This window comes from Deinococcus aquiradiocola, from assembly GCF_014646915.1.
Lineage (GTDB): Bacteria > Deinococcota > Deinococci > Deinococcales > Deinococcaceae > Deinococcus > Deinococcus aquiradiocola.
Genome location: NZ_BMOE01000001.1, coordinates 599,026 through 622,592 on the forward strand (window position 1 = coordinate 599,026; position 23,567 = coordinate 622,592).

The window sequence follows — 23,567 nt, forward strand, 5'->3', positions numbered from 1 at the left end:
CGGGCCTGACCTGCACGATCCTGACCTGCCTGTGCCTCACCTGCCCGGGCCTGACCCGCGGCGCGCGGTCACGGTGGCCGTCATCGGCTGCGGCAACCGCGGGGCGGACGTGTACGCGCGGCACCTAACGCGGCTGGGCGCGCGGGTCACGCATCTGGTGGACGCGCACCGGGCGCGGCTGGGGCAGGTCGCGGCGCGGCACGCGGTCCCGCCGGAGCGGCAGTTCACGCACTGGGACGCGTTCTTCGCGCAGGGGCGCGTGGCGGACGCCGTCGTGATCGCCACGCCGGACGACCTGCACGTGCAGCCGTGCCTGCTGGCCCTGCAGGCCGGATATCACGTGCTGCTGGAGAAACCCGTGTGCCTGACGGAGGCGGAACTGGACGTGCTGCTCGCGGCGGAGCACGCCTCGCGCGGGTCGGTGACGGTCGCGCACGTGCTGCGGACCACGCCGTTCTTCCGCGCGCTGCGGGACGTGGTGGCGGGCGGTACGCTCGGGCGGCTGGTGGGCGTGGTGCATGCCGAGAACGTCGCGTACTGGCATTACGTGCACTCGTACGTGCGCGGCAACTGGCGGCTGAGTCCGCCGTCCGCGCCGTTCGTGCTCGCCAAGAGCAGCCACGATCTCGACATCCTGCGCTGGCTGGCGGGCTCGCCGCCCGCGTGGGTGATGGCGACGGGCGACACCTTCGCGCACCGGCGGGAGGACCGGCCTGCCGGTGCGGCGGACCGCTGCCTGGACTGCGAGGTCCGGGACTGCCGGGCGGACGCGCGGCGCACGTACCTGCCGCGCGAGCCGGACGTGTGGCCGAACTCGGTCGTGGCGCCGGACGGCACGCGGGAGGGCCTGCTGCGGGCGCTGCGGAACGGGCCGTACGGGGCGTGCGCGTTCCTGGGGCAGTCGAACCAGCCGGACCACTGCTCGCTGCAGGTGGCGTTCGTGGGCGGCGTGCGCGCCACCCTGACGGTGAGCGCCTTCACGCACAACAACACGCGCACGCTGCGGCTGCACTTCACGGACGGCGAGGTGCGCGCGCACATGGAGCTCGGGGAGCTGGAAGTGCATCACTTCGGGACGGGCGAGGTGAGGCGGGAGCGCGTCGAGACGGGCGGCACGCACGGCGGCGGCGACGCAGGCCTCGTGACGGGCTGGCTCGCGTTCCTGCGCGGCGAGGCGGGCGTGCCGACGCCGCTGCACGAGTCGCTCGACTCGCACCGCATGGCGTTCGCGGCCGAACGCGCGCGCCTGAGCGGTCAGGTGCAGCGCCTCGCATGACCGCCCACGCGGGACGCCTTCCGGGCGGGTGCAGCGTCTAGAATGCCCGCATGACGGCGACACACTCAGGCGGGCGGGACATGAACGGCAGGACGGTGCTGGTCACCGGGGCCACGAACGGCATCGGGAAGGTGGCGGCGGCGTCCCTGGCCCGCCTGGGGGCGCGCGTGGTGATCGTGGGCCGCAACCCCGCCAAGACGGAGGCCGTGGCCGGCGAGATCGGCGCGGCGTCGTTCATCCTGGCGGACCTGAGCGTGCTGAGCGAGGTGCGGCGCGCCGCCGCGCAGTTCCGTGAACGCGAGGGGCAGCTGGACGTGCTGCTGAACAACGCGGGCGCGGTCTTCACGGCGCGGCAGGAGACGACGGACGGCATCGAGATGACGTTCGCGCTCAACCACCTGAACTACTTCCTGCTCACGCAGGAACTGGACGGCCTGCTGCGCGCCACGCCCGGCGCGCGCGTCGTGAGCGTCAGCAGCGGCGCGCACACCATGGGCCGCATGCGCTGGGACGACCTGGAATTCCGGCACGGGTACTCGTCGTGGGCGGCGTACTCGCAGAGCAAGCTCGCGAACCTGCTGTTCACGCGGGAACTCGCGCACCGCCTGCAGGGGAGCGGCGTGACCGCGAACGCGCTGCACCCGGGCTTCGTGGCGTCCGGGTTCGGGCAGTCCGGCAGCACCTTCATGAACCGCCTGCTGGGTCTCGCGCGGCCCTTCGCGGTGTCGGAGGAGCAGGGCGCGCAGACGAGCATCTACCTCGCGTCGAGCGCGGAGGTGGAGGGCGTCACGGGCCGGTACTTCGAGAACATGCACGAGAAGAAGCCCGCCCCGCAGGGCCTGGACGACGCGGCCGCCGCCCGCCTGTGGGCGGTCAGCGAGGCGTACGTCTCGCAGCACGCGGGCTGAAGCGTGACGCCGCCCCCCTCCCCCGTTCGTCCCAGCGTCCCGGTCGGCGGGCGGCCCGCCGGGTACCTGCAGCTGGAGAGTTACAGCAGCCTCCGGAAGTTCTGGAGTTACCTGAACGGCGCGGCGCTCGCCGGGCGGCGGCTGACGCTCGTGCGCGGCGACTCGCTCGACAGCTGCCGTCGCCGCATCTCGGGGTACTGCATCCCGAACGCGGGCGGGCTGGTGGACCAGGGGCGGGTGCTGGCCGCGCTGGAGGACGGCCTGACGCCCCACCCGGCGCTCCTCGCACTGCTGGGCGGCGAAGTGGGCCCGCTGAGGACCGTCCTGAACGAGGGGTACGACCTGCACCTGGAGTTCGTGCTGGCGTTCACGGCGGCCCGTGACCTGATCGTCCGCCCGGACTTCCGGTACCGCGTGTCGGAGTTCGTGCCGCCCGCCGAACCGCTGCCGGACGGCGTGCCGCTCGTGCCGCGCAGGTTCGCGCGGGACGAGTTGCGCGTCCTGCTGGACCGGGCGTGCGGAATCACCCTGTAGGGCGGGCGGGGGAGCCGTGCGGCCCGGAGGCCGGTCAGGCGTGATTCCCTAGGCCATCCGGCGCAGGACGGCCGCGCGGGCGCGTGGCACACTAGCGCATGGCGACCCCTCCCCCGCCCGTGACCCTGCAGCCCGCCCGCCCCGAGGACACAGGCGCGCTCGCCGCCTTCCTGACGGCGCTGCACCCGGACACGCCGCACAGCGCCGAAAGCCTGCGCCGCACGGACGTGGGGCGACTGCCGGGCGAGCATCACGCCGTCACGCTCGCATGGCAGGAGGGCGCGCTCGTCGGGATGGTCGAGACGGAACGCGCGCGCCGGTTCACGCGGCCCGGCTGGTACGGCCTGCACGTGCACGCCACGGACGACGCGCTGCGAGACCGGCTGTACCGGCACGGCCTGCACACGCTCGGCCACCTCGACCCGCCCAACTCACAGGTGCCCGTCACCCTGCACACCACCGTCCGCGAGCACTGGCCGGAAGCCTCGTGGCTGCAGCGCCTCGGCTGGCAGGAACATGAACGCATGTGGATCAGCACCCTCGACCTGCGGACCTTCACGCCGGACGCGTTCACGGAACGCCGTGCCCGCGCGGACCGCGAAGGTGTCCGCATGCAGACCCTCGCGGACCTCGGGTGGGACGACTCCGAACTCCTGCAGCGCCGCTACTACGCCCTCGTGATCGGGCTGCTGGCGGACGTGCCCACCACCGACCCCATCGACCCGTGGCCTTTCGAGGTGTGGCGCGCCCGCATCGTGCAGTCCCCGGACTTCCGCCCAGGCGGGCCACTCATCGCCACGCACGGCGAGGACTGGATCGGCATGACGGAACTGTACGTCCCTCGCCCCGGCATTCCCGGCACCCTGCACCAGGGCCTGACCGGCGTGCGCCGCGAGTGGCGCGGCAGGGGAGCCGCGTGGGCCCTGAAACTCTCGGGCGCCGAACGCGCCAGAGCGCAGGGATGGACGCACGTCCGCACCGGGAATCACGTCACCAACCGCGAAATGCTCGGCATCAACGACGCGATGGGCTTCGTGCGCGAACCGGCGAGCGTCGTCCTCACCCTCCCCTGGCCCGCCAACCCCTGAAGGCGCAGGTTCAGGGGGGAGTGGGGTTCGGGGTGGCCCGGTCGAGCCACATGGCGTCCCCGAGGCTGTAGAAGCGGTAGCCGTCCCGGAGGGCGGTGTCGTAGGCGGCGCGGATGCGGTCCTCGCCCGCGAAGGCCGCCACGAGGAGCAGCAGGGTACTGCCGGGCAGGTGCAGGTTCGTGATGAGCACGTCCGGCAGGAAGTCCCGGTAGCCGGGCGTGATGAAGATGCGGGTGTCGCCCGGCCCGGCGTGCAGGGTGTGGCCGTCCCAGGCGCTCTGCAGGGCGCGGACGGTGGTGGTGCCGACCGCGATGACGCGGCGTCCCTCCTGCCGCGCGCGGTTCACGGTGTCGGCCGTCTGGGGCGTGATGGTGTACTGTTCGGCGTGCATGACGTGGTCCGCGACGCGGCCCGTGATGGGTTTGAAGGTGCCCGCCCCGACGTGCAGGGTGACGCTGGCGCGCTGCACGCCGAGCGCGTCGAGGCGGGCGAGCAGGTCGGGCGTGAAGTGCAGTCCGGCGGTGGGCGCGGCGACGCTGCCGGGCGTGCCCGCGTACACGGTCTGGTAGCGGTCCGCGAAGTCGGCGGGGTCGGCACTGATGTACGGGGGGAGCGGCAGCGTTCCGATGCGGTCCAGGTGCGGCCAGAGGTCCTCCGCGAATCGCAGGAGGCGCGCGCCGTCGGGGAGCGTGTCGATCACTTCGGCACGGACGGGGTGGTCGCCGCTCTGCCCGAGCCACAGTTCGTTTCCGGCGCGGCGGGCGGGTTTCAGGTAGGCGCTCCACACCTGTCCGCCCTGCGTGAGCGGGTGGCCGTGTTCCTCGCGCAGCAGCATCACTTCGACGCGGCCGCCGCCCATGCCGCCCACCGCGGGTTTGTGCGCCATGACGCGCGCCGGGATGACGCGGCTCTCGTTGAACACGAGGACGTCACCGGCGCGCAGCAGGTCCGGCAGGTCGCGGAACACGCGTTCCTGAATGCCGTCCGGCCGGACGAGCATGAGTCGGCTGGCGTCGCGCGGTTCGGCGCCCGTCTGCGCGATGAGGTGTTCGGGCAGGTCGAAGTGCAGACGCTGGAGGACGGCGTCCGGGTCGGTCCCGCCGGTCATTACTTGCCTGCTTCGTCTTCGCTGCGCGTGGGGCGCAGGCGGGCGGGCATGAGGGCCCCGTCGATGTCGGGCAGGTGCGTGAAGCGGTCGGCGGCGTCCACGAGCTTCTGCGCGGTGTGTTCGCGGAACGCGATGACTTCGACGCGCTTGCCGCGCTCCTGCAGCACCTCGACGATGTCGGTGAAGTCGCCGTCGCCACTGCCGAGCACGATCACGTCGAGGTGGTCGATGAGGCGGAACATGTCGGCCACCATGCCCATGTCCCAGTTGCCTTCGTAGATGGGGCGTCCACCCTCGGCGACGTGGTGCAGCGTGAGGTTCATGCGGCGCACCTTGTACCCGAGCGCGGAGAGTTTGTAGATGAAGGGGCGGGCCGTGCCCTCGTTTTCCTTCTCGACGGTATACGCGATGGCGTGCACGAGTTCGCGGTCGGCGCGGGCGACGTTGAGGAGCGTCTCGAAGTTGACGGTGCGTTCCATCAGGTCGCGGGCGGAGTGGTAGAGGTTCTGGGTGTCGATAAACAGGCCGATTCTGGGTTTGTGGACCACGTAGTGCATTGGGGGTTCTCCGTTAGGGTCGTGCTGAAAGGGTGAGAGTTCAAAAGGGCGGACGCCGCGGCCGCCTCCCCCACCTGGAGCGGGGTGGGAGGCGGCACGATCCTGAGACCGCATTCCCAAGCGGGAATGGACCCAGTGTAACGGGAACATGAGTGTAGCGGGTCAGGCGCCGCGTGTCAGCGGGCCAGGGGGTGAACGGCGTCCGGGCGACCCGCGCATTCAGCACGGGTCGCCCGGATGGGGCAGGGTACGGGCGGGTCATACGGTTTTGATCCGATTCCAGGGATGCCGGAAAAAGCACCGACATCCCTTCCACCTCCTCAAAACCGTACTTTTTGGCGCTCGCTTCGCTCGGCTGAACTCTAAAAGTTCAGCTCAAAACCGGATCAGCCGGTGTTGCGCACGCCCGCGGAGATGCCCTGCACGCTCAGCAGCAGCGGGCGTTCCAGTTCGGCGGACATGTTGGCGGACCCGCCGTCCCCGGCGCGGGAGCGGCGCAGGAGTTCCACCTGCAGGCGGTGGATGGGATCGATGTACGGGTTGCGGAGTTCGATGCTGCGCTTCAGGCGCGGTTCGGCGCTGAGCAGTTCAGCGCCCACCACGTCCTGCACCTGCATGACGGTGCTGCGGTACGCGTCCTCCAGCTGACGCACGAGGGCGGCGTGTTCCGTCTCGGTGGCCGGGACGAGGCGCGCGTACTCCTCGAAGATCAGGAGGTCGGACTTCGCGAGGCTCATCTGCGCGTTGTCGAGGACACTGCGGAAGAAAGCCCAGCCGTGGTACATCTCGCGGGCGAGGTCCGTGCCGATCTCTGCGAGGCCCTCGCGCAGCCCGTACCAGCCGGGCAGGTTCGCGCGGTTCTGCGTCCAGCTCATCACCCACGGAATGGCGCGCAGCGATCCGAGGGTGGGCGGGCCGGGGCGGCGCACGGGGCGCGACGCGATGTTGAGGCGCGCGATCTCGTGGATGGGCGTCACCTCCTCGAAGAGCGGCAGGAAGCGGTCGTCCTCCACCAGCGCGCGGTACGCGGCGGCACTGGCGCGGCTGGCGCGGCCGAGCGCGTCCACCCACGCGGCGGGCAGGTCGTCGGCGGGACGCGCGGCGGCGAGCAGCAGGCCGTACAGCGCCTGTTCGAGGTTGCGCTGCGCGAGGACCGGGTGGCTGTACTTGTCGGCGAGCGCCTCGCCCTGCTCCGTGATGCGCAGCCCCGCGTCGATGGTGCCTGCGGGCTGGCCGAGAATGGCGCGCCCGGCGGGACCGCCACCGCGCCCGATGCTGGTGCCGCGCCCGTGGAAGAAGCGCCACGGGACGCCCGCGCGGCGACACACGCTGCTGATGTTGCGCTGCGCCTCGTGCAGCGCCCAGTTCGCGGCGAGGAAGCCCGCGTCCTTGTTGCTGTCGGAGTACCCGAGCATGATTTCCTGCACGTGGTCGCCCAGCACTGCGCGGTACTCCGGCAGGGCCAGCAGTTCCCACATGACGCTCGGGGCGCGCTCCAGGTCGTCGAGCGTCTCGAACAGCGGGACGGGCAGCACCGCGAAGCCCACCTCGCGCGCCAAGATCAGCGGTTCCAGCACGTCGCTGACGCTCTCGGCCATGCTCACCACGTACCGCCCGAAGGCGCGCGGGCCGACCACGCCGGCCGCGCGGGCCACCTCGCGAACCGGGCCGATGGCGCGCTCCAGGTCCTCGGGGAGGACCGCACCGGCGGGCCACAGCGGGCGGCGCGAGCGGAGCTCACGGGACAGGAGTTCCAGTCGGGCGTGCTCCGGCAGGTTCAGGTAGTCGGCCTCCACGCCCGCCTCGCGCAGCAGCGTGGCGACCGCGCCGCCCGTCAGGGCGCTGTGCTCGCGCACGTCGAGGCTCACGAGGTGCTGCCCGAACACGCGGGCGCGCGTGAGGAGCGGTGTGAGGAGCAGGTCGGCGCTGCGCGTCTGCCCGTCGTGCCGCAGTCGCGCGTCCAGTGCCTCCAGCCGGGCCACGAGGTCCACCGTCTCGCCGTCGCGCACGGCGTTGTGCAGGGCGCGCAGTTCGCGGCGGTACGCGTCCTGATCGTCCTCCAGGCCCTCCTGGCTGAGGTCCGCGTACGCCTGGATGATGCTCTCCAGCAGCAGGTCGCGGGCCCGCTCGCGGTGCAGGGCGAGCGCCTCGCGGGTCGCGTCGGGCGTCACGAAGGGATTCCCGTCCCGGTCGCCGCCCATCCACGAGCTGAAGCTGATGGGGAGCTGCGCGCCCGTGTCGCGGCCGTACACGTCGTGGAACGCGCGCCTCAGTCCCTGCTGCAGGGCCGGGAGGGCCTGCGCGATCACGGACACGTAACTCAGGCCGCCCTTCACCTCGTCCAGCACCGTCGGCTTCAGGCGGCGCAGTTCCGGCGTGCTCCACAGCGCCTCGATGTGCGCCGCGATGCGTTCCACCGCCGGTCCCGTCAGCGACTGGATGTCCTGCGCGACGTCCACGAGGTGCCCGCGTACCGTGCGGCGCCGCATCTCGGTCGGGTGCGCCGTGAACGTCAGGCCCAGGTCCACCCGCGCGATCAGCGCCTCCGTCTGCTCCGCCGTGAGCCCCATGTCCTTCAGCTCGATGAGGGCCTGCGCGAGGCTCTGCGGGCGCGGCCCCGGGCTGGCGCTCAGGACGCGCACGCGCTCGTGCTCCTCGGCGAGGTTCACGAGCTGGAAGTACAGCGTGAAGGCCCGCACGAGGTTCTCGGCCGTGTGCGCGTCCGCGCCGGACAGCAGTTCACGCAGCGGCGTGTCGTCCCCGCCCGCACGCGCCTGACGCACCAGCGCCCGCACGCGCTCCACCAGCTCCAGGAACTCCGGGCCTTCCTGCTCGCTCAGGACCGTGCCGAGGGTCCGCCCCAGCAGATTGACATCTTCGTTCAGACTCATGGATGACCTCCAGTCAAGACTTCAGGGAAAGCGGGCGGCGGGAAAACCGTCACGGACAGCGTTCACGACCGCCGTCACGCGGCCGTCAGGCGCGCTCCTCGTGGTGGTACCGCTCCACGAACTCCGCGCGACCGTCCTCGATGTGCATGATCACGCCGTTCAGCTCCGCCGGGCCGTCCTTCACGGTGAAGCGGCTGTGCATCTCCGTCGTGAACCGCAGGATCGGTCCCTCCGGGTCCGCGCCGATCACGCTGTCCATCGGGCCGGTGAAGCCCGCGTCCGTCTGGAAGGCCGTCCCGCCCCGCAGCAGGCGCGTGTCCGCCGTCGCCACGTGCGTGTGCGTCCCCACGACGCCCGCCACGCGGCCCGCCAGGTACTGCCCCATCGCGGCCTTCTCGCTCGTCGCCTCCGCATGGAAGTCCAGGAACACCGACCCCAGATCGTCCCGCGACAGCAGCTCGTCCATCGTCAGGAACGGGTTGTGCGTCGCCTCCATGAACACCCGCCCCAGCGCGTTCACGACCGTGATGCGCTCCAGCGCGCCCGAATCGCCCTTCACGTCGAAGGTCTGGAAGCCGCTGCCCGGCGTGCCGATCGGCAGGTTCACGGGACGCACCACGCGCCGGTCGTCCAGCAGCGAGAACACCTCCTTGTGATGCCACGCGTGATTCCCGAGCGTGACGCAGTCCGCGCCCGCCCGGGTGATCGCGTCGAAACTCTCCCGGTTCAGCCCGAACCCGCCCGCGGCATTCTCGCCGTTCACGATCACGAAATGAAACTGACTGCGAATGGTGGGCAGATGCGAGGCCAGCACCCGCCGCCCCGGCTTCCCGTACACATCGCCCACAAACAAGACACGCAACATTGCGCCCAGCTTAACGTAACAAGCACACAAACACGCGCACCTGAACAGATGACCCGCAGGACGAACGCCCCAGACATGCCGCCCCCCGCCCCTGTTCAGTTCGACGCGGAATTCATGGCCGCCACGTACCGCCCCAGCTCCGCCGCCGTCCCCACCCGCCGCGCCGCCTCCACCCGCAACGCATGCACCGACACCTCATACGGATCCACCCGCAGGTACTGGTTCGCCAGCAGAATCACGCGCCGCCACTCGTGATTCTCCTGGAACGCCACCATCTGATTCTGCAGCTCGAAAGTCAACGCCAGCCGCGCCTCATCACGCTTCTGCAGCACCCACTCGCTCTCGTCCGACCCCGGCAGGAACTCCCCCCGGTACAACGCCAGCGCCCGCGCCGTCTCCGCCCGCCCGATCGCATCCAGAAACCGCGTCAGATCCAGATCCAGCTGCAACCCAGGCCCCAACCGGTACCGCGAATGGTTCCTCGGCCCCTCCGTCAACACCGCCCCATGCCCCAGCAACTCCCGCAACTCCTGAATGCCCTTGCGCACGTAACTGCTCGCCGCATCCGGATCCTTGTCCGGGTACAGGTCCTGCTGAATCTCCAGACGCGTCCGGTTCGGCGTCAACGCCAGATACACCAGCAGCGGCACCGTCCCCTTCAACTGGAACGTCACCGGATCCCCACCCCGCAAAATACTCACGCGGCCAAGCGTGTGCACCTGCAACCGCACCCGCTCCCCACCCTCATCCCCCGACACGCCCCCCAGCACGCCCGCCAGACTGTCCATCACCGGCTCCAGATATGGCGCCAGGCTCGGCTCCAGCGCCGCGAAATGCAGCAACTCCGCCAGCTCCTCCAGCTCCGGCCGCATGCTCGGATGAATGTTCGTCCGCAGCAACCCCTGCAGCGCCGCACGCAACACGTCCGCCGACGCGTCCGGCTGCCCATCCAGATGCAGCGCGTACGCCAGCTGCAACCGCACCCGCGCCAGCTCCGCGATGTTCCCCGCCGCCTCCAGATCCGCCGCGACCGCCCCCAACTCCTCCACCGCCTCCACCAGGTTCCCCATCCGACGATTGATCATCGCCCGCACGATCCGGATGGAGGTCGGAAACTGCCCGAACTCATCCTGCGGCGCCTGATACACCAACCGCATCGCCTCACTGTTCCGATCCGACTGAATCAGGTACTCAACCTTCTTGACCAGCGCCCAGACAAGATACTCGTAACTCTCATATTTCTCCGAAAGATCAATAATATTATCAAGGATTTTGATATACTCGCTTCTACTAATTAAGTTTCGCTCAAATAAAACGGCCTTTGAGCTCCAATAACTCAGATGGGAAGGAGTAACCTCATTTCCAAGTAGTGTCTCGATCTCAATAAGCAGCGATGGAATTTCTTCCAGTCTATTCAAGGCTAAAAGGGAGATTACTAAATTTCTGAGACCTGTTATCAATAAAGATGAGTCAGAACATTTTCTAAATACGACAACCGCCTCTTCTATCATTCGGTGAGACTTTTTAGTTTCCCCGATATCGCTATATACGACGAATAGATTCTGTCGAACCCTGGCAGCGTTTACAGAATCTCCCCTGGAATCATAGTCTTTCCTGACTTTCTCCAGACTATCAAGTGATTCTTTAATTTTACCGAGTTGATGCTGGGTTACACCAAGCCAACGTTGGCATTTGGTTTTCCATTCTCCTTCCATCCCAGGTAAGAGATCTGTCAGATATGATTCAGCATCTTGGAGGCGGCCGGTGAAACGAAGCAGATTCCCGTATTCCACCATCGCTTCCGGCTCCCGCAGGTCCTTTGCGCTGAGCAGTGGCGTGTCAGCCTGGGTGGCGTCCCCCAACCGCAGGTACGAGACACCGATGACCGTCAACGAACGAGTTGTGGGTTGTGAGAGCGCTGAGGCGGCGGTGATCGCTTCCTGGTATCTGCCTTCGCGATAAAGTTGCTCGAAGTCGGCTGCCACGTCCTTCACCGTATCATCACAACACGCTAATTAGGCTAGTGGGCATGAAGAGCTTCCGCTACCTGATCACCGTCATCGCCCTGCTGAACGCCGCTCTCGCCACCAGCTCTCTCGCTGCGCCCACCACCGGCACGACGAGCACCAGCACGAGCGGTGGCGTCTTCACCACTGCCAGCATCGGTGGCGGCATCCACGGCGGCAACTGAAGTGACTGCTTCTTCCCCTGTGGCCCGTCCGCCGCGTGAAGCGGTTGTGAACAGTGACGCTCGCGCGGTTCAGCCGAACCGTTCGCTGGAGCAGAAACTGGACCGACTGATGTTCGGGGCGATCACCGCCCGCCCTTCCGTGACACACGGACTTGAATAAACGTTTCCTTAAGCTATCCTGAGCGTCATCCCCTAAGGAGCGTGTCCAGTTGCCTCAGTCCGACGACTTCAACCTGCATCTCCTGTCCCTGCAGACGCCGAGCTTCCAGAAGATCAGCCTCGCGCTGCCCCACCAGGAAGAGCTCGCGCCCGAGGTCCCGGAAGAGGACCTGCTGCTCATTGCACAGCCGTCGGCCCTCTTCCTGCTGGACGATTCGGGCCGGGTGCTGCGGGTCTCCGGCGCCTGGGAAGACGTGACGGACCTGCACCCGGACGACGCGGTGGGTCTGCCGCTCTCAGCCCTCGTTCGCCTGCCGAACACGCGCTACCCGGAAGGACTGCTGACGCACGAGGGCAGCTGCGACGACGCCGTGCTGCGCGCGCAGGCCGGGTCGAGGCGCGTGCGGATCACGTGGAACCGCCGGGGCCGGTACATCGTCGGGAACCTGGACCGGCTGGAGCTGACGGCCCGCGCCGAGTACGACGCGAACATGCGCGAGCAGCAGCTCATGCGCGACCTGGACGACGCCGTGTCGTGCCTGGGCGTGTCGCTCGACTCGTGGCAGAGCCAGCACGTGGAACGCATGGTGGGCCTGTCCACACGGCTCGCCGAGGCACTGTCGCTGAGTCCCGAACTGATCCGCGCGGTGCGCTGGGGCGCGGCCCTGCACGACGTGGGCAAGTCGCGCGTGCCGGACGAGATCCTCTGGAAGAACGGGGCGCTGTCGAACGAGGAGTACGAGGTGATGCTGCAGCACCCGGTGTGGGGCGTGGAGATCGTGGAGCGCCTGGCGTTCCTGCCCCCGGAAGTGCGGGCGGCGGTGCTGCATCACCACGAGCGGTACGACGGCACGGGGTATCCGGCGGGACTGGCGGGCGGGCACATTCCGCTGACGGCGCGCATCGTCGCGATCGCGGACGTGTTCGATGCGCTGACGAGCGTGAGGTCGTACAAGCCCGCGTGGTCGTATCAGGCGGCGACGGAGCACCTGATCGCGGGGGCGGGCACGCAGTTCGACCCGTGGCTGGTGCGGGTGTTCGTGCTGGACGTGCTGGGCTTCCGGCACCTGCAGGCGCGCCTGGACGCGATTCATCTGACCTGAACCGAGTGACGCCACTCCTGCGCCCGTACCGGCCATGCCGTGCGGGCGTTCACCTGTGTCCGGGAACGCACTTCGGCGGGGGAGCGGCCCGGCATCATGTCGGCACGTCGCCGGACAGCAGGAAGAGAGGCGTGACACGGGGATGAATTTCGCTTAATGTCCACACAGCCTCCCGCTACGCCACGGCTCCCTATAGTTGGTCGAGGCCAGGAACGATCACGATTCGGGCGGCCCCTGCACGAATTCCAGGGTGGCTGGACGGCAGGGGCAGGATTGCCTGCCGCGTGTGTACAGGCCAGTTTCGTTTCCAGGCCGAGCATTCAGCCTGCGTTCCCCAGGAGGGCACATTCATGACCCAGGCTCCACTTCAGGAAGGAATGATCATCGTCAACGGCGTCCACATGGACGCCAGGCCCGGCGAGTACGTCGTGGACGCCCTGAACCGCTCGCGGACGGAACTGCCGCAGGTGTGTTACCACCATCAGCTCGGCCCGATCCAGACGTGCGACACGTGCATCGTGGAGATCGACGGGAAGCTCGAACGGGCCTGCGCGACGCCCGTCCGTGCAGGTCAGGTCGTGCGGACCGAGGTGAGCGCCGCGAAGCGCGCGCGTGAAGAAGCGTACGACCGCATCCTCGGGAACCACCAGCTGTACTGCACGGTGTGCGACAACAACAACGGGAACTGCACGGTGCACAACACCGTGTCGCTGATCGGGGTGGAGCACCAGAACCGTCCCTTCCAGCCGAAACCGTACGAGATCGACAACACCAACCCCTTCTACCGTTACGACCCGGACCAGTGCATCCTGTGCGGCCGCTGCGTGGAAGCCTGCCAGAACCTGCAGGTGAACGAGACGCTCACCATCAACTGGGAGAGCGCGAACCCGCGCGTGCTGTGGGACGGCGGCAAGGACATCGGGGAGAGCAGCTGCGTGTCGTGCGGGCACTGCGTGACGGTCTGCCCGTGCAATGCCCTGCAGGAGAAGAGCATGCTGCACGAGGCGGGCATGTTCACCGGCATTCCCCTGCCGATGTTCAACAGCGCGGTCGCGGTCGTGAAGAACGTCGAGCCGAGCATCGGGTACACGCCGATCCTGAACATTTCCGAGATCGAGTCGGCGGGCCGCGAGGGGTACATCGAGAAGACGAAGACGGTCTGCACGTACTGCGGGGTGGGCTGCAGCTTCGAGGTGTGGACGAAGGACCGGCACATCCTGAAGGTCGAGCCGACCGAGGGGCCCGCGAACGGCGTGAGCACCTGCGTGAAAGGCAAGTTCGGGTGGGAGTACACGAACGCGCCCGACCGGCTCACGTCTCCCCTCATCCGTGAGGGCGACCGCTTCCGTGAAGCGACGTGGGACGAAGCGATCCGCCTCGTGGCGAGCAAGATGCGCGAGACGGTCGAGCGGCACGGCCCGGACGCGCTCGCCTTCGTGATCTCCAGCAAGGGCACCAACGAGGAGAGCTACCTGAAGCAGAAGCTGGCACGGCAGGTGATCGGCACGAACAACGTCGACAACTGCTCGCGGTACTGCCAGTCGCCCGCCACGGTCGGCCTGTGGCGCACCGTCGGGTACGGCGGGGACAGCGGCACCATCAAGGACATCGAACTCGCGCGCCTCGTGATCGGGGTCGGCACGAACACCGCCGAGAGCCACCCGGTCCTCGCGACGCGCGTGAAGCGCGCCCACAAGCTGCACGGCCAGGAGCTCGTGGTGGTGGACCTGCGCGAGCACGAGATGGCGACGCGCGCCGACGTGTTCCTCCGCCCGCGTGCGGGCACGGACTTCGTGTGGCTGAACGCCGTCACGAAACTCATCCTGGACGAGGGCCGCGCCGATCAGGCGTTCCTGGACGAGTGGGTGAACGGCCTCACGGAATTCCGTGACAGCATCAAGGACTTCACGCTGGAGTACGCCGAGCGCGAGACGGGCCTCACTCAGGCGCAGCTGCGCGATCTCGCGGACCGCGTGGTGCGCGCCAGCGACCACTCCAGGGAGGGCGGCGTGGCGGTCCTGTGGGCGATGGGTGTCACGCAGCAGATGGGCGGCAGCGAGACGAGCACCGCGATCAGCAACATGCTGCTCGTGACCGGCAACTACATGCGTCCCGGCACGGGCTCGTACCCGCTGCGCGGCCACAACAACGTGCAGGGCGTCAGCGACTTCGGCGCGATGCCCGACATGCTGCCCGGCTACCAGAAGGTGGCGGACCCCGAGGTCGCCGCGAAGTTCGGCGCGGCCTGGAAGTGCACCATCCGCCCGGAACGCGGCCTGGACAACACCCAGATGATCGACGCGGCCAACAAGGGCACCCTGAAGCTGCTGTACCTGACGGGCGAAGAGATGAGCCTCACGGACGCCGACAGCAACCACGTCGCGGCCGGGTACGGCAAGCTGGACTTCTTCATCGTGCAGGACGCGTTCTTCAGCAACACGGCGCACTACGCGGACGTGGTGCTGCCCGCCAGCCCCGCCCTGGAGAAGGAGGGGACCTTCACGAGCACCGAGCGGCGCATCCAGCGCCTGTACGAGGTGATGGCCCCCCTGAAGGGCAGCCTGCCGGACTGGCGCATCTACCAGCTGGTCGCCCAGGCGCTGGGGGCCGACTGGAACTACACGCACCCCTCGCAGGTGATGGCCGAGGCGGCCGCGCTGACGCCCCTGATCGCGGGCGTCACGTACGAGCGGCTGGAAGGCTTCAAGAGCCTGTGCTGGCCGGTCGAGGCGGACGGCACGGACACCCCGCTGCTGTACACCAAGGGCTTCCACTTCCCGGACGGAAAGGCGCGCCTGTACGCCGCGAAGTACGCGCCGCGCACGCAGGCGCCCACCAGCGAGTACGACCTGCACCTGAACTCCGGCCGGATGCTGGAGCACCTGCACGAGGGCAACATGACGTTCCGCGTGCCGGGCATCGCCGCCAGGGTGCCGGACACCTTCGTGGAGGTCAGCCCGGAACTCGCGGCTGAGCGCGGCGTGTCGGACGGCAGCTGGGTGCGGCTCGTGTCGCCGCACGGCGCGGTGAAGCTGCGGGCGCTCGTCACGCCGCGCGTGTTCGGGAACGAGGTGTACGTCCCCATGAACGCCGCGCGCCACGAGGACGCCGTGAACCACCTGACGGGCCAGAACCGCGACATCAACACGAACACGCCCGCCTACAAGGACACCAGCGTCCGCATGGAAGTGCTGGGCGACGTGGGCGAAACGCCGCTGCCGCGCACCGATCACCGCTACGCGACGCGCACCCCGCAGACGGGCGTGGAGGTGGAGCGCAAGTGGGCGCGCCCCGACTACGTGTACCCCGGCGCGGGCCTGGGCCTGCTGGAAGGCGCGAGCCTGAACGGCCGCGTGGACGCCTTCGGGACCGGCGCGGACGACTGAACGACCCGACCACGGACCCGTCACCGCCGGACGCCGACCGTCCCATCACATGCTGAACCGGGCGGGGCCGCACCGTGCCCCCGCCCACCTGGAGGAACCCCATGGCCGAACGACTGACGTACACGCCGCGCGTCCCGACCCCCGCCGAGCGGCTCGCGGAAGCGCAGCACGAGAGCAGCGACGCCCTCATCGAGGCGCTCGCGCTGCTGCAGGAACTGCATGAACATCACGTCCTCGAGACGCTCGTGAAACTGGTGCGGGGCAGCGAGGGCCTCGTCGGCAAGAGCCTGCACGTGCTGGAAGGCGACAGCAGCACGCGCCTGCTGCGCAACCTGCTGGAGGTGGGCCGCACCGTGTCGGAACTCGACCCGGACGCCATCGGCGCGCTCGGCCGGGCCGCCACGCAGGGCGTGAGCGAGGGTGCGCGCCGCGTCCAGAAGGGCGAGGGCGTGGGCCTGGGTGAACTGATGGGCCTGCTGCGCGACCGGGACGTGCAGGTGGCGCTGGGCGCCCTGTTCGGCACGCTGAAGGGCTTCGGGCGGGCGCTGCGTGACTCGCGCGGCGAGACGCAGGAGACGGAAGCGCAGCGCAAACCGAACGAGGAGCGCAACAAGAACCGCAGCTGATCCCCTGACGGGATGCGGGGAGGGCCGCCGGGAGACGCTGACGCAGCGTGACGCCCGGCGGCCCCTGCTCTGTCGCGGCGCGCAGATCGGGGCTGGTGGGCGGGCAGCGGTTGCCGGTGGGGCGTGGACCTTGAGGCTTTCTTCAGGGATTGTGAGCTGCGCTCATCTTCTCACTCGGGGCGTCCGCACGGAATGCTAACTTAACGTCGAACAATAAAATTGCGTGCTGTACAGCAGGCCCGCCCGGATCTGCAGGAGGTTTCATGGCTTCGTTTCTCGACCGGCAGAACACCATCGCCCCGCCCGGCTACTCACGCTGGCTCGTCCCGCCCGCCGCTCTCGCCGTGCACCTCTCCATCGGCCAGATCTACGGGTACAGCGTGTTCAACAAACCGCTCGCACACCTGCTGAGCGGCAACGTCAAGGCCGACCCCGCCCCCGGCGACTGGACGGTCTTCCAGGTGGGCCTGATCTTCAGCGTCGCGCTGTTCTTCCTGGGGTGCAGCAGCGCCCTGTTCGGCAAGTGGGTGGAGCGCGTCGGGCCGCGCCGCACCATGTTCACCAGCGCCCTGCTGTTCTGCGCGGGCTTCCTCGTCGCGGCGCTCGGCGTGTCCGGCCACCAGCTGTGGCTCGTGATTCTCGGCAACGGCGTGCTGGGCGGCATCGGCCTGGGCCTGGGGTACATCTCCCCTGTCAGCACCCTCATCAAGTGGTTCCCGGACCGGCCGGGCCTCGCGACCGGCATGGCCATCATGGGCTTCGGCGGCGGCGCGCTGCTCGGCAGTCCGCTCGGCACGACCCTCATGACGCACTACACCGGCCAGGGGTACGGCAACTTCGGCATCGTCCCGACGTTCGTCACGATGGCCGTCCTGTACTTCATCCTGATGATGTTCGGCACCTTCCTCGTCCGCGTGCCCGCCGACGACTGGAAGCCCGACGGCTGGACGCCCACCGCCGCGCGCGGCGGGAACGCCATGATCACCTCGCACGCCGTGACGGTGGACGGCGCCATGCGCACCCCGCAGTTCTGGCTGCTGTTCGCGGTGCTGTTCCTGAACGTGTCCGCCGGGATCGGCGTGCTCGGCCAGGCGAGCCCCATGATTCAGGACGTGTTCGGCGACGCGGTACGGGGCGCGGGTGCAGGCGTCACGGCTGCCGCGGCGGCGGGCTTCGTGGGCCTGCTCAGCATCTTCAACATGGCGGGCCGCTTCTTCTGGAGCAGCACCAGTGACCGCATCGGCCGCAAGGCCACGTACATGATCTTCTTCGCGCTGGGCGCCGTGCTGTTCGTCCTCATCCCCACCTTCGGGCGTTCCGGGAGCCTGCCGCTGTTCGTCGCGGCGTTCTGCGTCGTGATCAGCATGTACGGCGGCGGTTTTGCCACCATTCCCGCGTACCTGCGCGACATGTTCGGCACGCTCAACGTGGGCGCCATTCACGGACGGCTGCTGCTCGCGTGGAGTGCTGCCGCGATCGTCGGCCCGCAGGTGCTGACCGGCATCAGCCAGGCGCAGAAGGACGCGGGCGTGAAGCCGGAACTGGCGTACGACAGCGTGTTCTACATCCTGGCGGGCCTGCTGGTGCTGGGCTTCGTCGCGAACCTGCTCGTGCGGCCCGTCGCGGAACGCCACTGGGCGACGCCCGACCAGATCGACCGGGCACGCGCCACGCCCGGCGCCGCGCACGACTGATTCAGGCGCGGATGAGTTGCCGCCGTGTGTGCGGGGTTCATCCGGCCCAACCGAGCAGGACAGGGGCGCGTTCCGTTCAACACCCGGGACGCGCATGACTCTCCCCCCTCACGGCCGCCCCCGGGTGGCCCCCCAGGAGTTCCGATGACGCAAGCCTCCCCGACCCGTACCCCGGCCTCCGTCGTGGCCCTCGCCTGGATCGTGGTGATCCTCCCGATCCTGTGGGCGCTGTGGCAGACGCTCCTCAAGGTCGTGCAGCTGTTCGGCTGACCACGCCCGCCCCCCCGATGCAGCGAGGGCCGCCCACGATCCGGGCGGCCCTCGCTGCTGTTCCGGCCGGGGCGCGGCCAGTCCGCCTTCAGGGGAGGCGTTCGCCGGCCCGGACCGGCAGGGGCAGCCAGTTCCCTGCCGGGGGCAGCGGGCACGCCCAGCCGTCCCCGTACGCGCAGTACGGGTGGTACGCGAGGTTGAAGTCCAGGCTCACCCACACGTCCCCGTCCCGCGCGAAGGTCGGCACGTCCATGTACCGGCCCGCGCCGTACGTCTCGTGCGCGCTCGTCGCGTCGCGGAACGGCAGGAACAGTCCGGCGGGCGTCTCCTCGCCCGGCTGTGCGTACAGCGTGAGGGTGTGCACGCCGTCCGGGAAGGGCACGTCCACCGTCCCGAAGGCCTGCAGTTCGCGTTCCTCCTCGGTCGTCGTCTGCAGGGTCACGCTCACGCCCTCGGTGCGCGTGACGGGCAGCTGGAACGCGAGTTCAGGCGCGGCCGGGTAGTACGAGAGGCCCGTGAAGGTCTCCAGGTGCGGCGGGCGGATGGGGCCGCGACCGCTGGCGAAGAAGGCGTCCTTGCGGCGCCGGTAGTCGGTGAGGGCATGCTGCGCGTCGGTCATGCCCCGAGTGTGGCACACCCGGCCCCGGGCGTCCGGCACGCGCGTCTCAAAGCGAGGACGCGGTGGGTACAGCCCCCGGGTCAGAAGTCGACGACGTGTTCCTGGCCGTCCAGCTTGACGCGGTCGCCACGCTGGATCTTCTTGCGCCTGCGCGTTTCGACCTCGCCGTTCAGGCGGACCTCGCCGCTCTGGATGAGGTACTTCGCTTCGCCGCCCGTGTCCACCAGTCCGGCGAGCTTGAGGTAGTCCTGCAGGTCGATGACGTCCGCGGGGGCGGGTCGGGCGGGGGTCTGGTCTTGGGTCATGGCAGCTTATATTGGGCGCTGAACAGGCGCAGATCAAGGTCGTCGACGTGGCCGTCGCTGTTGAGGTCGCCCCGGATGTTCGCGCCGCTCTGCCCGAAGTTTCCCATCAGGAGGGCGAGGTCGGCGGTGTCGATGGTGCCGTCCGCGTTCAGGTCCGCGCCGGAGTACCGCAGCTGCGCCGCTTCGGGCGTCAGGGCGACGAGGCCCAGCTGGCGCTGCAGTTCTGCCTCCACTGCGTCCTTCAGGGGGACGGGGCCCTGCGGGTTGAATTCGGTGCGGCTCTCGCCGTTGACGGTCAGGGTGCGGGCCGACACGTCCGGGTTGAAGGGGACGCTGCCGGGCGCGGCGAGCACGAGGATGGGGCCGCCCGTCTTGTCGAGGGTGAGGGTGAGGGTGCTGCTGGAGAGGCGTTTGAGGGTGTCGAGGACGACCGCTTCGATCTGCGTGGACTGCGGGCGCAGTTTGACGTTGATGGCGTTCGCGGCGGACGTGGAGAGCAGCGGCAGCGTGAGGAGCAGGGTGCGGAGGTGGCGGTTCATCTGGCGCTCCGGGCGGCCACGATCGCGGCTTTGAGTTCGGCGGGCGTGCGGATGCTGCCCAGGACGCCGGCGGCCACCGGGCTGGCGGTGACGGTGCCGCCTGTCGCGCCGGGCGTGTTCGTACCGGCGGGCGGGGAGAGCGTCGGCGCGGCGGTGACCGCGGGGGCCGGGACCGGGATGGAGTCTGCCGGTGTCGTGCCCGGAGGAGTGACGGGCGGCAGGGTGGTAGATGGCTGGGTGGCGGTGGACGGCTGCGGGACCGTGGTGGGCGGGACCGTCACGCCGCCCGGCACGTCCGGGCTGGAGGCGGGCAGCGTGGTCGGGGCCGCCGTGCCGACCGTGGCCGGAGGGGTGTTCGCCGGGACGGTCGTGGCCGAGGTGACGGGCGTGGTCGTGACTGGTGTGGTCGCGGCCGGGCTGTTCGGAGCAGGCACGGTGGTGTTCGCAGGTGAGACGGGCCCCGACTGGACCGGCCCCGACTGGAATGGCACCGGCTGGGCCGCGCCGGGCTGGAGGGGCGGGAACAGGACGCTGACGGTCCCGTTGTCCACGAGGTACGCGCCCTGGTTGTACCCGACGAGCGGACTGTCGAGGCGGCCCTTGTAGAGCAGCAGCACGACTTCCTGCCCCAACTGGAAGACGGGCGCGCGGTCCACGCCGCTCAGGACGAACAGGGCGGGGCTGTCGCCGTTCTGCGCACCGACCGTCTGGGGGAGCATGGCGGCGTCCCCGGCGAGCGTCTCGCTGACCTTGAGCGGGTACACGGCGTAGGTGTTGCCCGCCTCGGTGACGCTGGTGGGCGTGCCGATGGTGGCCTGCACGATCACGTCGGCCTTGCGGGCCTGCTGGGCGAGCGTGAGGGACGTGAAGGTCGTGGCGCGGGCGGGCGTCGCGCTCAGCAGCAGCGTGAGGGACAGGGCGAGCCTGAGAGGGCGGTTCATTTGCCGCTCCCGCTGGCGGGTGGGGTGACGGGCTGAGGGCCTGCCGGTGTGGTGCCTGCGGGTGTGGTGGTCGGCGTGGTGGCGGGCGTGCTGCCCGGAGCGGCCGTGCCTGTCCCCTGCCCCGTCCCGGCGGGCGTCGTCACGGGCGCAGGAGTGGCGGGCGTGGGGGTGGGGAGTGCCACGCGGGCGAGGCTCTGGCCGTCCCCGCCGATGGCGGTGTACCCGAGGACGGGCGCGGCGAGCGTGAGGGGCCGGGCGGGCGACACGCTGACGAGCGCCACACGATCCCCGGTCGCGACGGGCGTCCGGAAGCCCATATCGAGCGTGAGGGTGCGGCCCGTGACCTTCCAGTACGCGACGGCGCGGTTGTCGGCGGGCGTGACGCGGGTGACGGTCACGCCGTCCGGCAGCGTCCACTGCAGGCGGAAGGCGCGCATCGCTCGGGGCGCGGTCACGGTGAGCGGGAGGCGCGTCTCGCCCCTGATCTCGCTGGTGGGGAGCGTGAACGCGAGGCTGAGCGGCGGGAGGGCCGTGACGTTGAGGGTCATGGACTGCGTCTTGGTCGACAGGGCCGCGTCGGACACCTCGACCGTGAAGGTGTACAGGCCCTCCCGGGTGGGCTTGCCGCTGAGGGTGGTGCTGCTGAGCGTGAGGCCGTCCGGCAGTTTGCCGTTCACGACGCGCAGCGAGTACGGGCCGACGCCGCCCGACACGGCGACCTGGGTGGTGAAGGGCTCGCCGACGTACGCGACGGGCGCGTTCGTGCTGGAGAAGTACAGGGCGTCCTTCGTGCTGGTGCTGCTGGTGGAGGTGGTGGTGGACCCGCAGCTGCTCAGGAGCAGGCCCAGCGCGGCCGCCGGCAGGACGAGGCGTACAGGTGACATGCCTCAGTGTACGCAGCGTTGCGTGGGGAGGTATGAGGGGAGGGCGGCGTGGCCCGGCCCTGGCCTGCCGGGTCAGTCGCCCGGCTGTGCGGGGAGGGTGCGGCTGCCGGGCGTGGCCTGAGCGGGCAGCTGGGAGGCAGGGGGCTGGGCCTGTGGGGGCAGGGTTTGGGGGGGCAGGGTGCGCGGCAGGTGCCGCCACAGGGCGAGCACGCACACGCCCGCCACGCCGGCGAGCGCGGCGAGACCCCATTTCGGGCCGAGCGGGCCGCCCTGCGCGATCATGCTGCTGGAGATGATCGCGCCGAGCGGGGCGGACCCGACGAGCACCAGCGAGTACAGGCTCATGACGCGGCCGCGCAGGGCGTTCGGGACGGTGAGCTGCACGCTGCTGTTGGCAGAGATGAGGAACGTCAGCATGGCAAAGCCGCAGCAGGCGAGGACGGCGGCCGCGATCACGCCTCCCGGCGCGACGGCGAGCGCGAGACCGGACGCGAGGAGCAGGACTGCACCGAGCCGCAGGTTCCGCAGGGGGTTGGGTCTGCTGGCCTGCCACAGCGCGCCGATCATGGCGCCCACCCCGAACGACGCGTTCAGGAAGCCGAAGCCCGCCTCGCGCAGGCCGTACACGGCGCGGGCGAAGTACGGGATGATGACGTTGAAGTTGATGATGGTGAGGCTGAGCAGCCCGAGCAGAATGAGGGTGTTGCGGATGCTGGGCGTGCGGCGCACGTAGCGCAGGCCCTCGGCGATGTCGGTGAGGACGGCGGGGCGGCCACCCGTCTCGCGGGGCGGGAACGGGAGGGTCGCGATGACCCACAGCACCACCACGAAGGACGCGACGTTGAGGTAGAAGGGCACGGCGAGCCGGGCGAGGTTGTCGGCGTTGCCGCCGCCGAGCAGAGTGACGCCGAGCGCGGCGACCACGCCGAACACCGCCTGCCCGAGCGTGCGAGACACGTTGAAGGACAGGCTGTTGAGCGCGACGGCGTTCGCGAAGTCCTCGCGCGGCACGAAGTCCGAGGCGAGGGTCTGGCGGGCGGGCATGTCGAAGGCGTTCGCCATGCCGCTCACGAAGGCGAGGACCATGACGAGCGGCAGCGTGACGACGCCGAGGTGGGTGGTGACGGCGAGCACGAGGGCCGTGACCATCAGGACGCTCTGGGTGGCGAGCAGGATGCGGCGGCGCGGGGCGCGGTCGATGACGGCCCCGGCGAAGAGGGACAGCAGGAGGCTGGGCGTGAACTGCGCGACGGTCACCCAGCCGAGGGCGGCGCTGTTGTTGTTCGTGAGTTCCAGCACGAGGTAGGACTGGGCGGTGGTCTGCATCCAGCTGCCGACGAGGCTGAGCATCTGCGACTGCCAGTACCGGCGGAAGTGCGGCCAGCGCAGGGCGTGGAAGGTGCGTTCCTTCCACGCTCGGGCGGCGCCGAGCGCGCCCTGGTGGGTGGGCCGGGCGTCCGGCTCCGGGTCCGGTGGCGTGTCTGGTGTGGGCCGGGCCGCGCTGTGGGGTCCGGCGTCGCTTCTTGCCCCGTTCATGCGGTCAGGATAGCGGCGTGGCGCGTGTGGAATGGTGGTGAGGTGTGGTGCGGCGGGTGTCCGTGTGGCGGGAACAGCGGCGTGGCT

General features: G+C 69.5%; 21 protein-coding genes. 10 read left to right on the forward strand and 11 right to left on the reverse strand.

Features of this window, described 5'->3' with window-relative positions:
• The first annotated feature begins 31 nt into the window (after nucleotides 1-31).
• The 4 genes from IEY33_RS02795 to IEY33_RS02810 all read left to right on the forward strand — a co-directional run bounded on the left by IEY33_RS02795 (nucleotide 32) and on the right by IEY33_RS02810 (nucleotide 3,806).
• Nucleotides 32-1,276: a Gfo/Idh/MocA family protein gene (locus IEY33_RS02795; RefSeq protein WP_229670705.1), complete on the forward strand. Its 1,245-nt coding sequence runs from the start codon at nucleotides 32-34 to the stop codon at nucleotides 1,274-1,276.
• A gap of 50 nt (nucleotides 1,277-1,326) precedes the next feature.
• Nucleotides 1,327-2,184: an SDR family oxidoreductase gene (locus IEY33_RS02800; protein WP_229670706.1), complete on the forward strand. Its 858-nt coding sequence runs from the start codon at nucleotides 1,327-1,329 to the stop codon at nucleotides 2,182-2,184.
• 3 nt (nucleotides 2,185-2,187) lie between these two features.
• Nucleotides 2,188-2,718 (forward strand): hypothetical protein, encoded by a 531-nt coding sequence (locus tag IEY33_RS02805; protein WP_188960669.1) that lies wholly within the window; start codon nucleotides 2,188-2,190, stop codon nucleotides 2,716-2,718.
• A 98-nt stretch (nucleotides 2,719-2,816) separates the two neighbouring features.
• A complete protein-coding gene (locus tag IEY33_RS02810; RefSeq protein WP_188960670.1) occupies nucleotides 2,817-3,806 on the forward strand; it encodes a GNAT family N-acetyltransferase in 990 nt (329 codons plus the stop codon).
• Between the two features lie 10 nt (nucleotides 3,807-3,816).
• Here the strand turns inward: IEY33_RS02810 and queA are convergent, their stop codons facing one another.
• From queA to IEY33_RS02835, 5 genes are all read right to left on the reverse strand, one after another.
• On the reverse strand, nucleotides 3,817-4,914 hold the full coding sequence (queA, locus tag IEY33_RS02815) for a tRNA preQ1(34) S-adenosylmethionine ribosyltransferase-isomerase QueA (RefSeq protein ID WP_188960671.1): 1,098 nt from the start codon (nucleotides 4,912-4,914) through the stop codon (nucleotides 3,817-3,819).
• A complete protein-coding gene (locus tag IEY33_RS02820) occupies nucleotides 4,914-5,471 on the reverse strand; it encodes a LabA-like NYN domain-containing protein (protein WP_188960672.1) in 558 nt (185 codons plus the stop codon). The genes queA and IEY33_RS02820 overlap by 1 nt, the downstream gene beginning before the upstream one ends.
• A gap of 386 nt (nucleotides 5,472-5,857) precedes the next feature.
• On the reverse strand, nucleotides 5,858-8,362 hold the full coding sequence (locus IEY33_RS02825; RefSeq protein WP_188960673.1) for a phosphoenolpyruvate carboxylase: 2,505 nt from the start codon (nucleotides 8,360-8,362) through the stop codon (nucleotides 5,858-5,860).
• 85 nt (nucleotides 8,363-8,447) lie between these two features.
• Nucleotides 8,448-9,227 carry a TIGR00282 family metallophosphoesterase gene (locus IEY33_RS02830; RefSeq protein ID WP_188960674.1) on the reverse strand — a complete coding sequence of 260 codons (780 nt, stop codon included), beginning with the start codon at nucleotides 9,225-9,227 and terminating at the stop codon, nucleotides 8,448-8,450.
• Between the two features lie 95 nt (nucleotides 9,228-9,322).
• Entirely contained in the window at nucleotides 9,323-11,212 is a 1,890-nt protein-coding gene (locus tag IEY33_RS02835) for an AfsR/SARP family transcriptional regulator (RefSeq protein WP_188960675.1), read from the reverse strand.
• Between the two features lie 44 nt (nucleotides 11,213-11,256).
• On the opposite strand from IEY33_RS02835, the gene IEY33_RS02840 reads away from it, so the two are divergent.
• The 6 genes from IEY33_RS02840 (at nucleotide 11,257) to IEY33_RS19425 (ending at nucleotide 18,656) form a co-directional block, all read left to right on the forward strand.
• Nucleotides 11,257-11,418 (forward strand): hypothetical protein, encoded by a 162-nt coding sequence (locus IEY33_RS02840; RefSeq protein WP_188960676.1) that lies wholly within the window; start codon nucleotides 11,257-11,259, stop codon nucleotides 11,416-11,418.
• 209 nt (nucleotides 11,419-11,627) lie between these two features.
• Nucleotides 11,628-12,680 carry an HD-GYP domain-containing protein gene (locus IEY33_RS02845; RefSeq protein WP_188960677.1) on the forward strand — a complete coding sequence of 351 codons (1,053 nt, stop codon included), beginning with the start codon at nucleotides 11,628-11,630 and terminating at the stop codon, nucleotides 12,678-12,680.
• 350 nt (nucleotides 12,681-13,030) lie between these two features.
• Nucleotides 13,031-16,066 carry a formate dehydrogenase subunit alpha gene (fdhF, locus tag IEY33_RS02850; protein WP_188960678.1) on the forward strand — a complete coding sequence of 1,012 codons (3,036 nt, stop codon included), beginning with the start codon at nucleotides 13,031-13,033 and terminating at the stop codon, nucleotides 16,064-16,066.
• A gap of 101 nt (nucleotides 16,067-16,167) precedes the next feature.
• Entirely contained in the window at nucleotides 16,168-16,692 is a 525-nt protein-coding gene (locus IEY33_RS02855; RefSeq protein WP_188960679.1) for a helical membrane plugin domain-containing protein, read from the forward strand.
• A gap of 263 nt (nucleotides 16,693-16,955) precedes the next feature.
• Complete coding sequence (locus IEY33_RS02860; RefSeq protein WP_188960680.1) at nucleotides 16,956-18,386, forward strand: L-lactate MFS transporter; 1,431 nt, start codon at nucleotides 16,956-16,958, stop codon at nucleotides 18,384-18,386.
• A 144-nt stretch (nucleotides 18,387-18,530) separates the two neighbouring features.
• Nucleotides 18,531-18,656, forward strand: a complete 126-nt coding sequence (locus IEY33_RS19425; RefSeq protein ID WP_268238796.1) for an MFS transporter small subunit — start codon at nucleotides 18,531-18,533, stop codon at nucleotides 18,654-18,656.
• Nucleotides 18,657-18,744: 88 nt separating this feature from the next.
• Here IEY33_RS19425 and IEY33_RS02865 read toward each other — a convergent pair whose 3' ends face one another.
• The 6 genes from IEY33_RS02865 to IEY33_RS02890 form a co-directional block, all read right to left on the reverse strand.
• On the reverse strand, nucleotides 18,745-19,275 hold the full coding sequence (locus IEY33_RS02865; RefSeq protein WP_188960681.1) for a DUF1684 domain-containing protein: 531 nt from the start codon (nucleotides 19,273-19,275) through the stop codon (nucleotides 18,745-18,747).
• An 80-nt stretch (nucleotides 19,276-19,355) separates the two neighbouring features.
• On the reverse strand, nucleotides 19,356-19,580 hold the full coding sequence (locus IEY33_RS02870) for an RNA-binding S4 domain-containing protein (protein WP_188960682.1): 225 nt from the start codon (nucleotides 19,578-19,580) through the stop codon (nucleotides 19,356-19,358).
• The gene (locus IEY33_RS02875) at nucleotides 19,577-20,119 is read right to left on the reverse strand and encodes a hypothetical protein (RefSeq protein ID WP_188960683.1); all 543 of its coding nucleotides are present in this window, start codon (nucleotides 20,117-20,119) and stop codon (nucleotides 19,577-19,579) included. Before IEY33_RS02875 ends, IEY33_RS02870 begins: the two co-directional genes overlap by 4 nt.
• Nucleotides 20,116-21,060, reverse strand: a complete 945-nt coding sequence (locus IEY33_RS02880; RefSeq protein WP_188960684.1) for a hypothetical protein — start codon at nucleotides 21,058-21,060, stop codon at nucleotides 20,116-20,118. Before IEY33_RS02880 ends, IEY33_RS02875 begins: the two co-directional genes overlap by 4 nt.
• A complete protein-coding gene (locus IEY33_RS02885) occupies nucleotides 21,057-21,944 on the reverse strand; it encodes an Ig domain-containing protein (RefSeq protein WP_188960685.1) in 888 nt (295 codons plus the stop codon). Before IEY33_RS02885 ends, IEY33_RS02880 begins: the two co-directional genes overlap by 4 nt.
• 72 nt (nucleotides 21,945-22,016) lie before the next feature.
• A complete protein-coding gene (locus tag IEY33_RS02890) occupies nucleotides 22,017-23,480 on the reverse strand; it encodes an MFS transporter (RefSeq protein WP_188960686.1) in 1,464 nt (487 codons plus the stop codon).
• Nucleotides 23,481-23,567 lie beyond the last annotated feature (87 nt).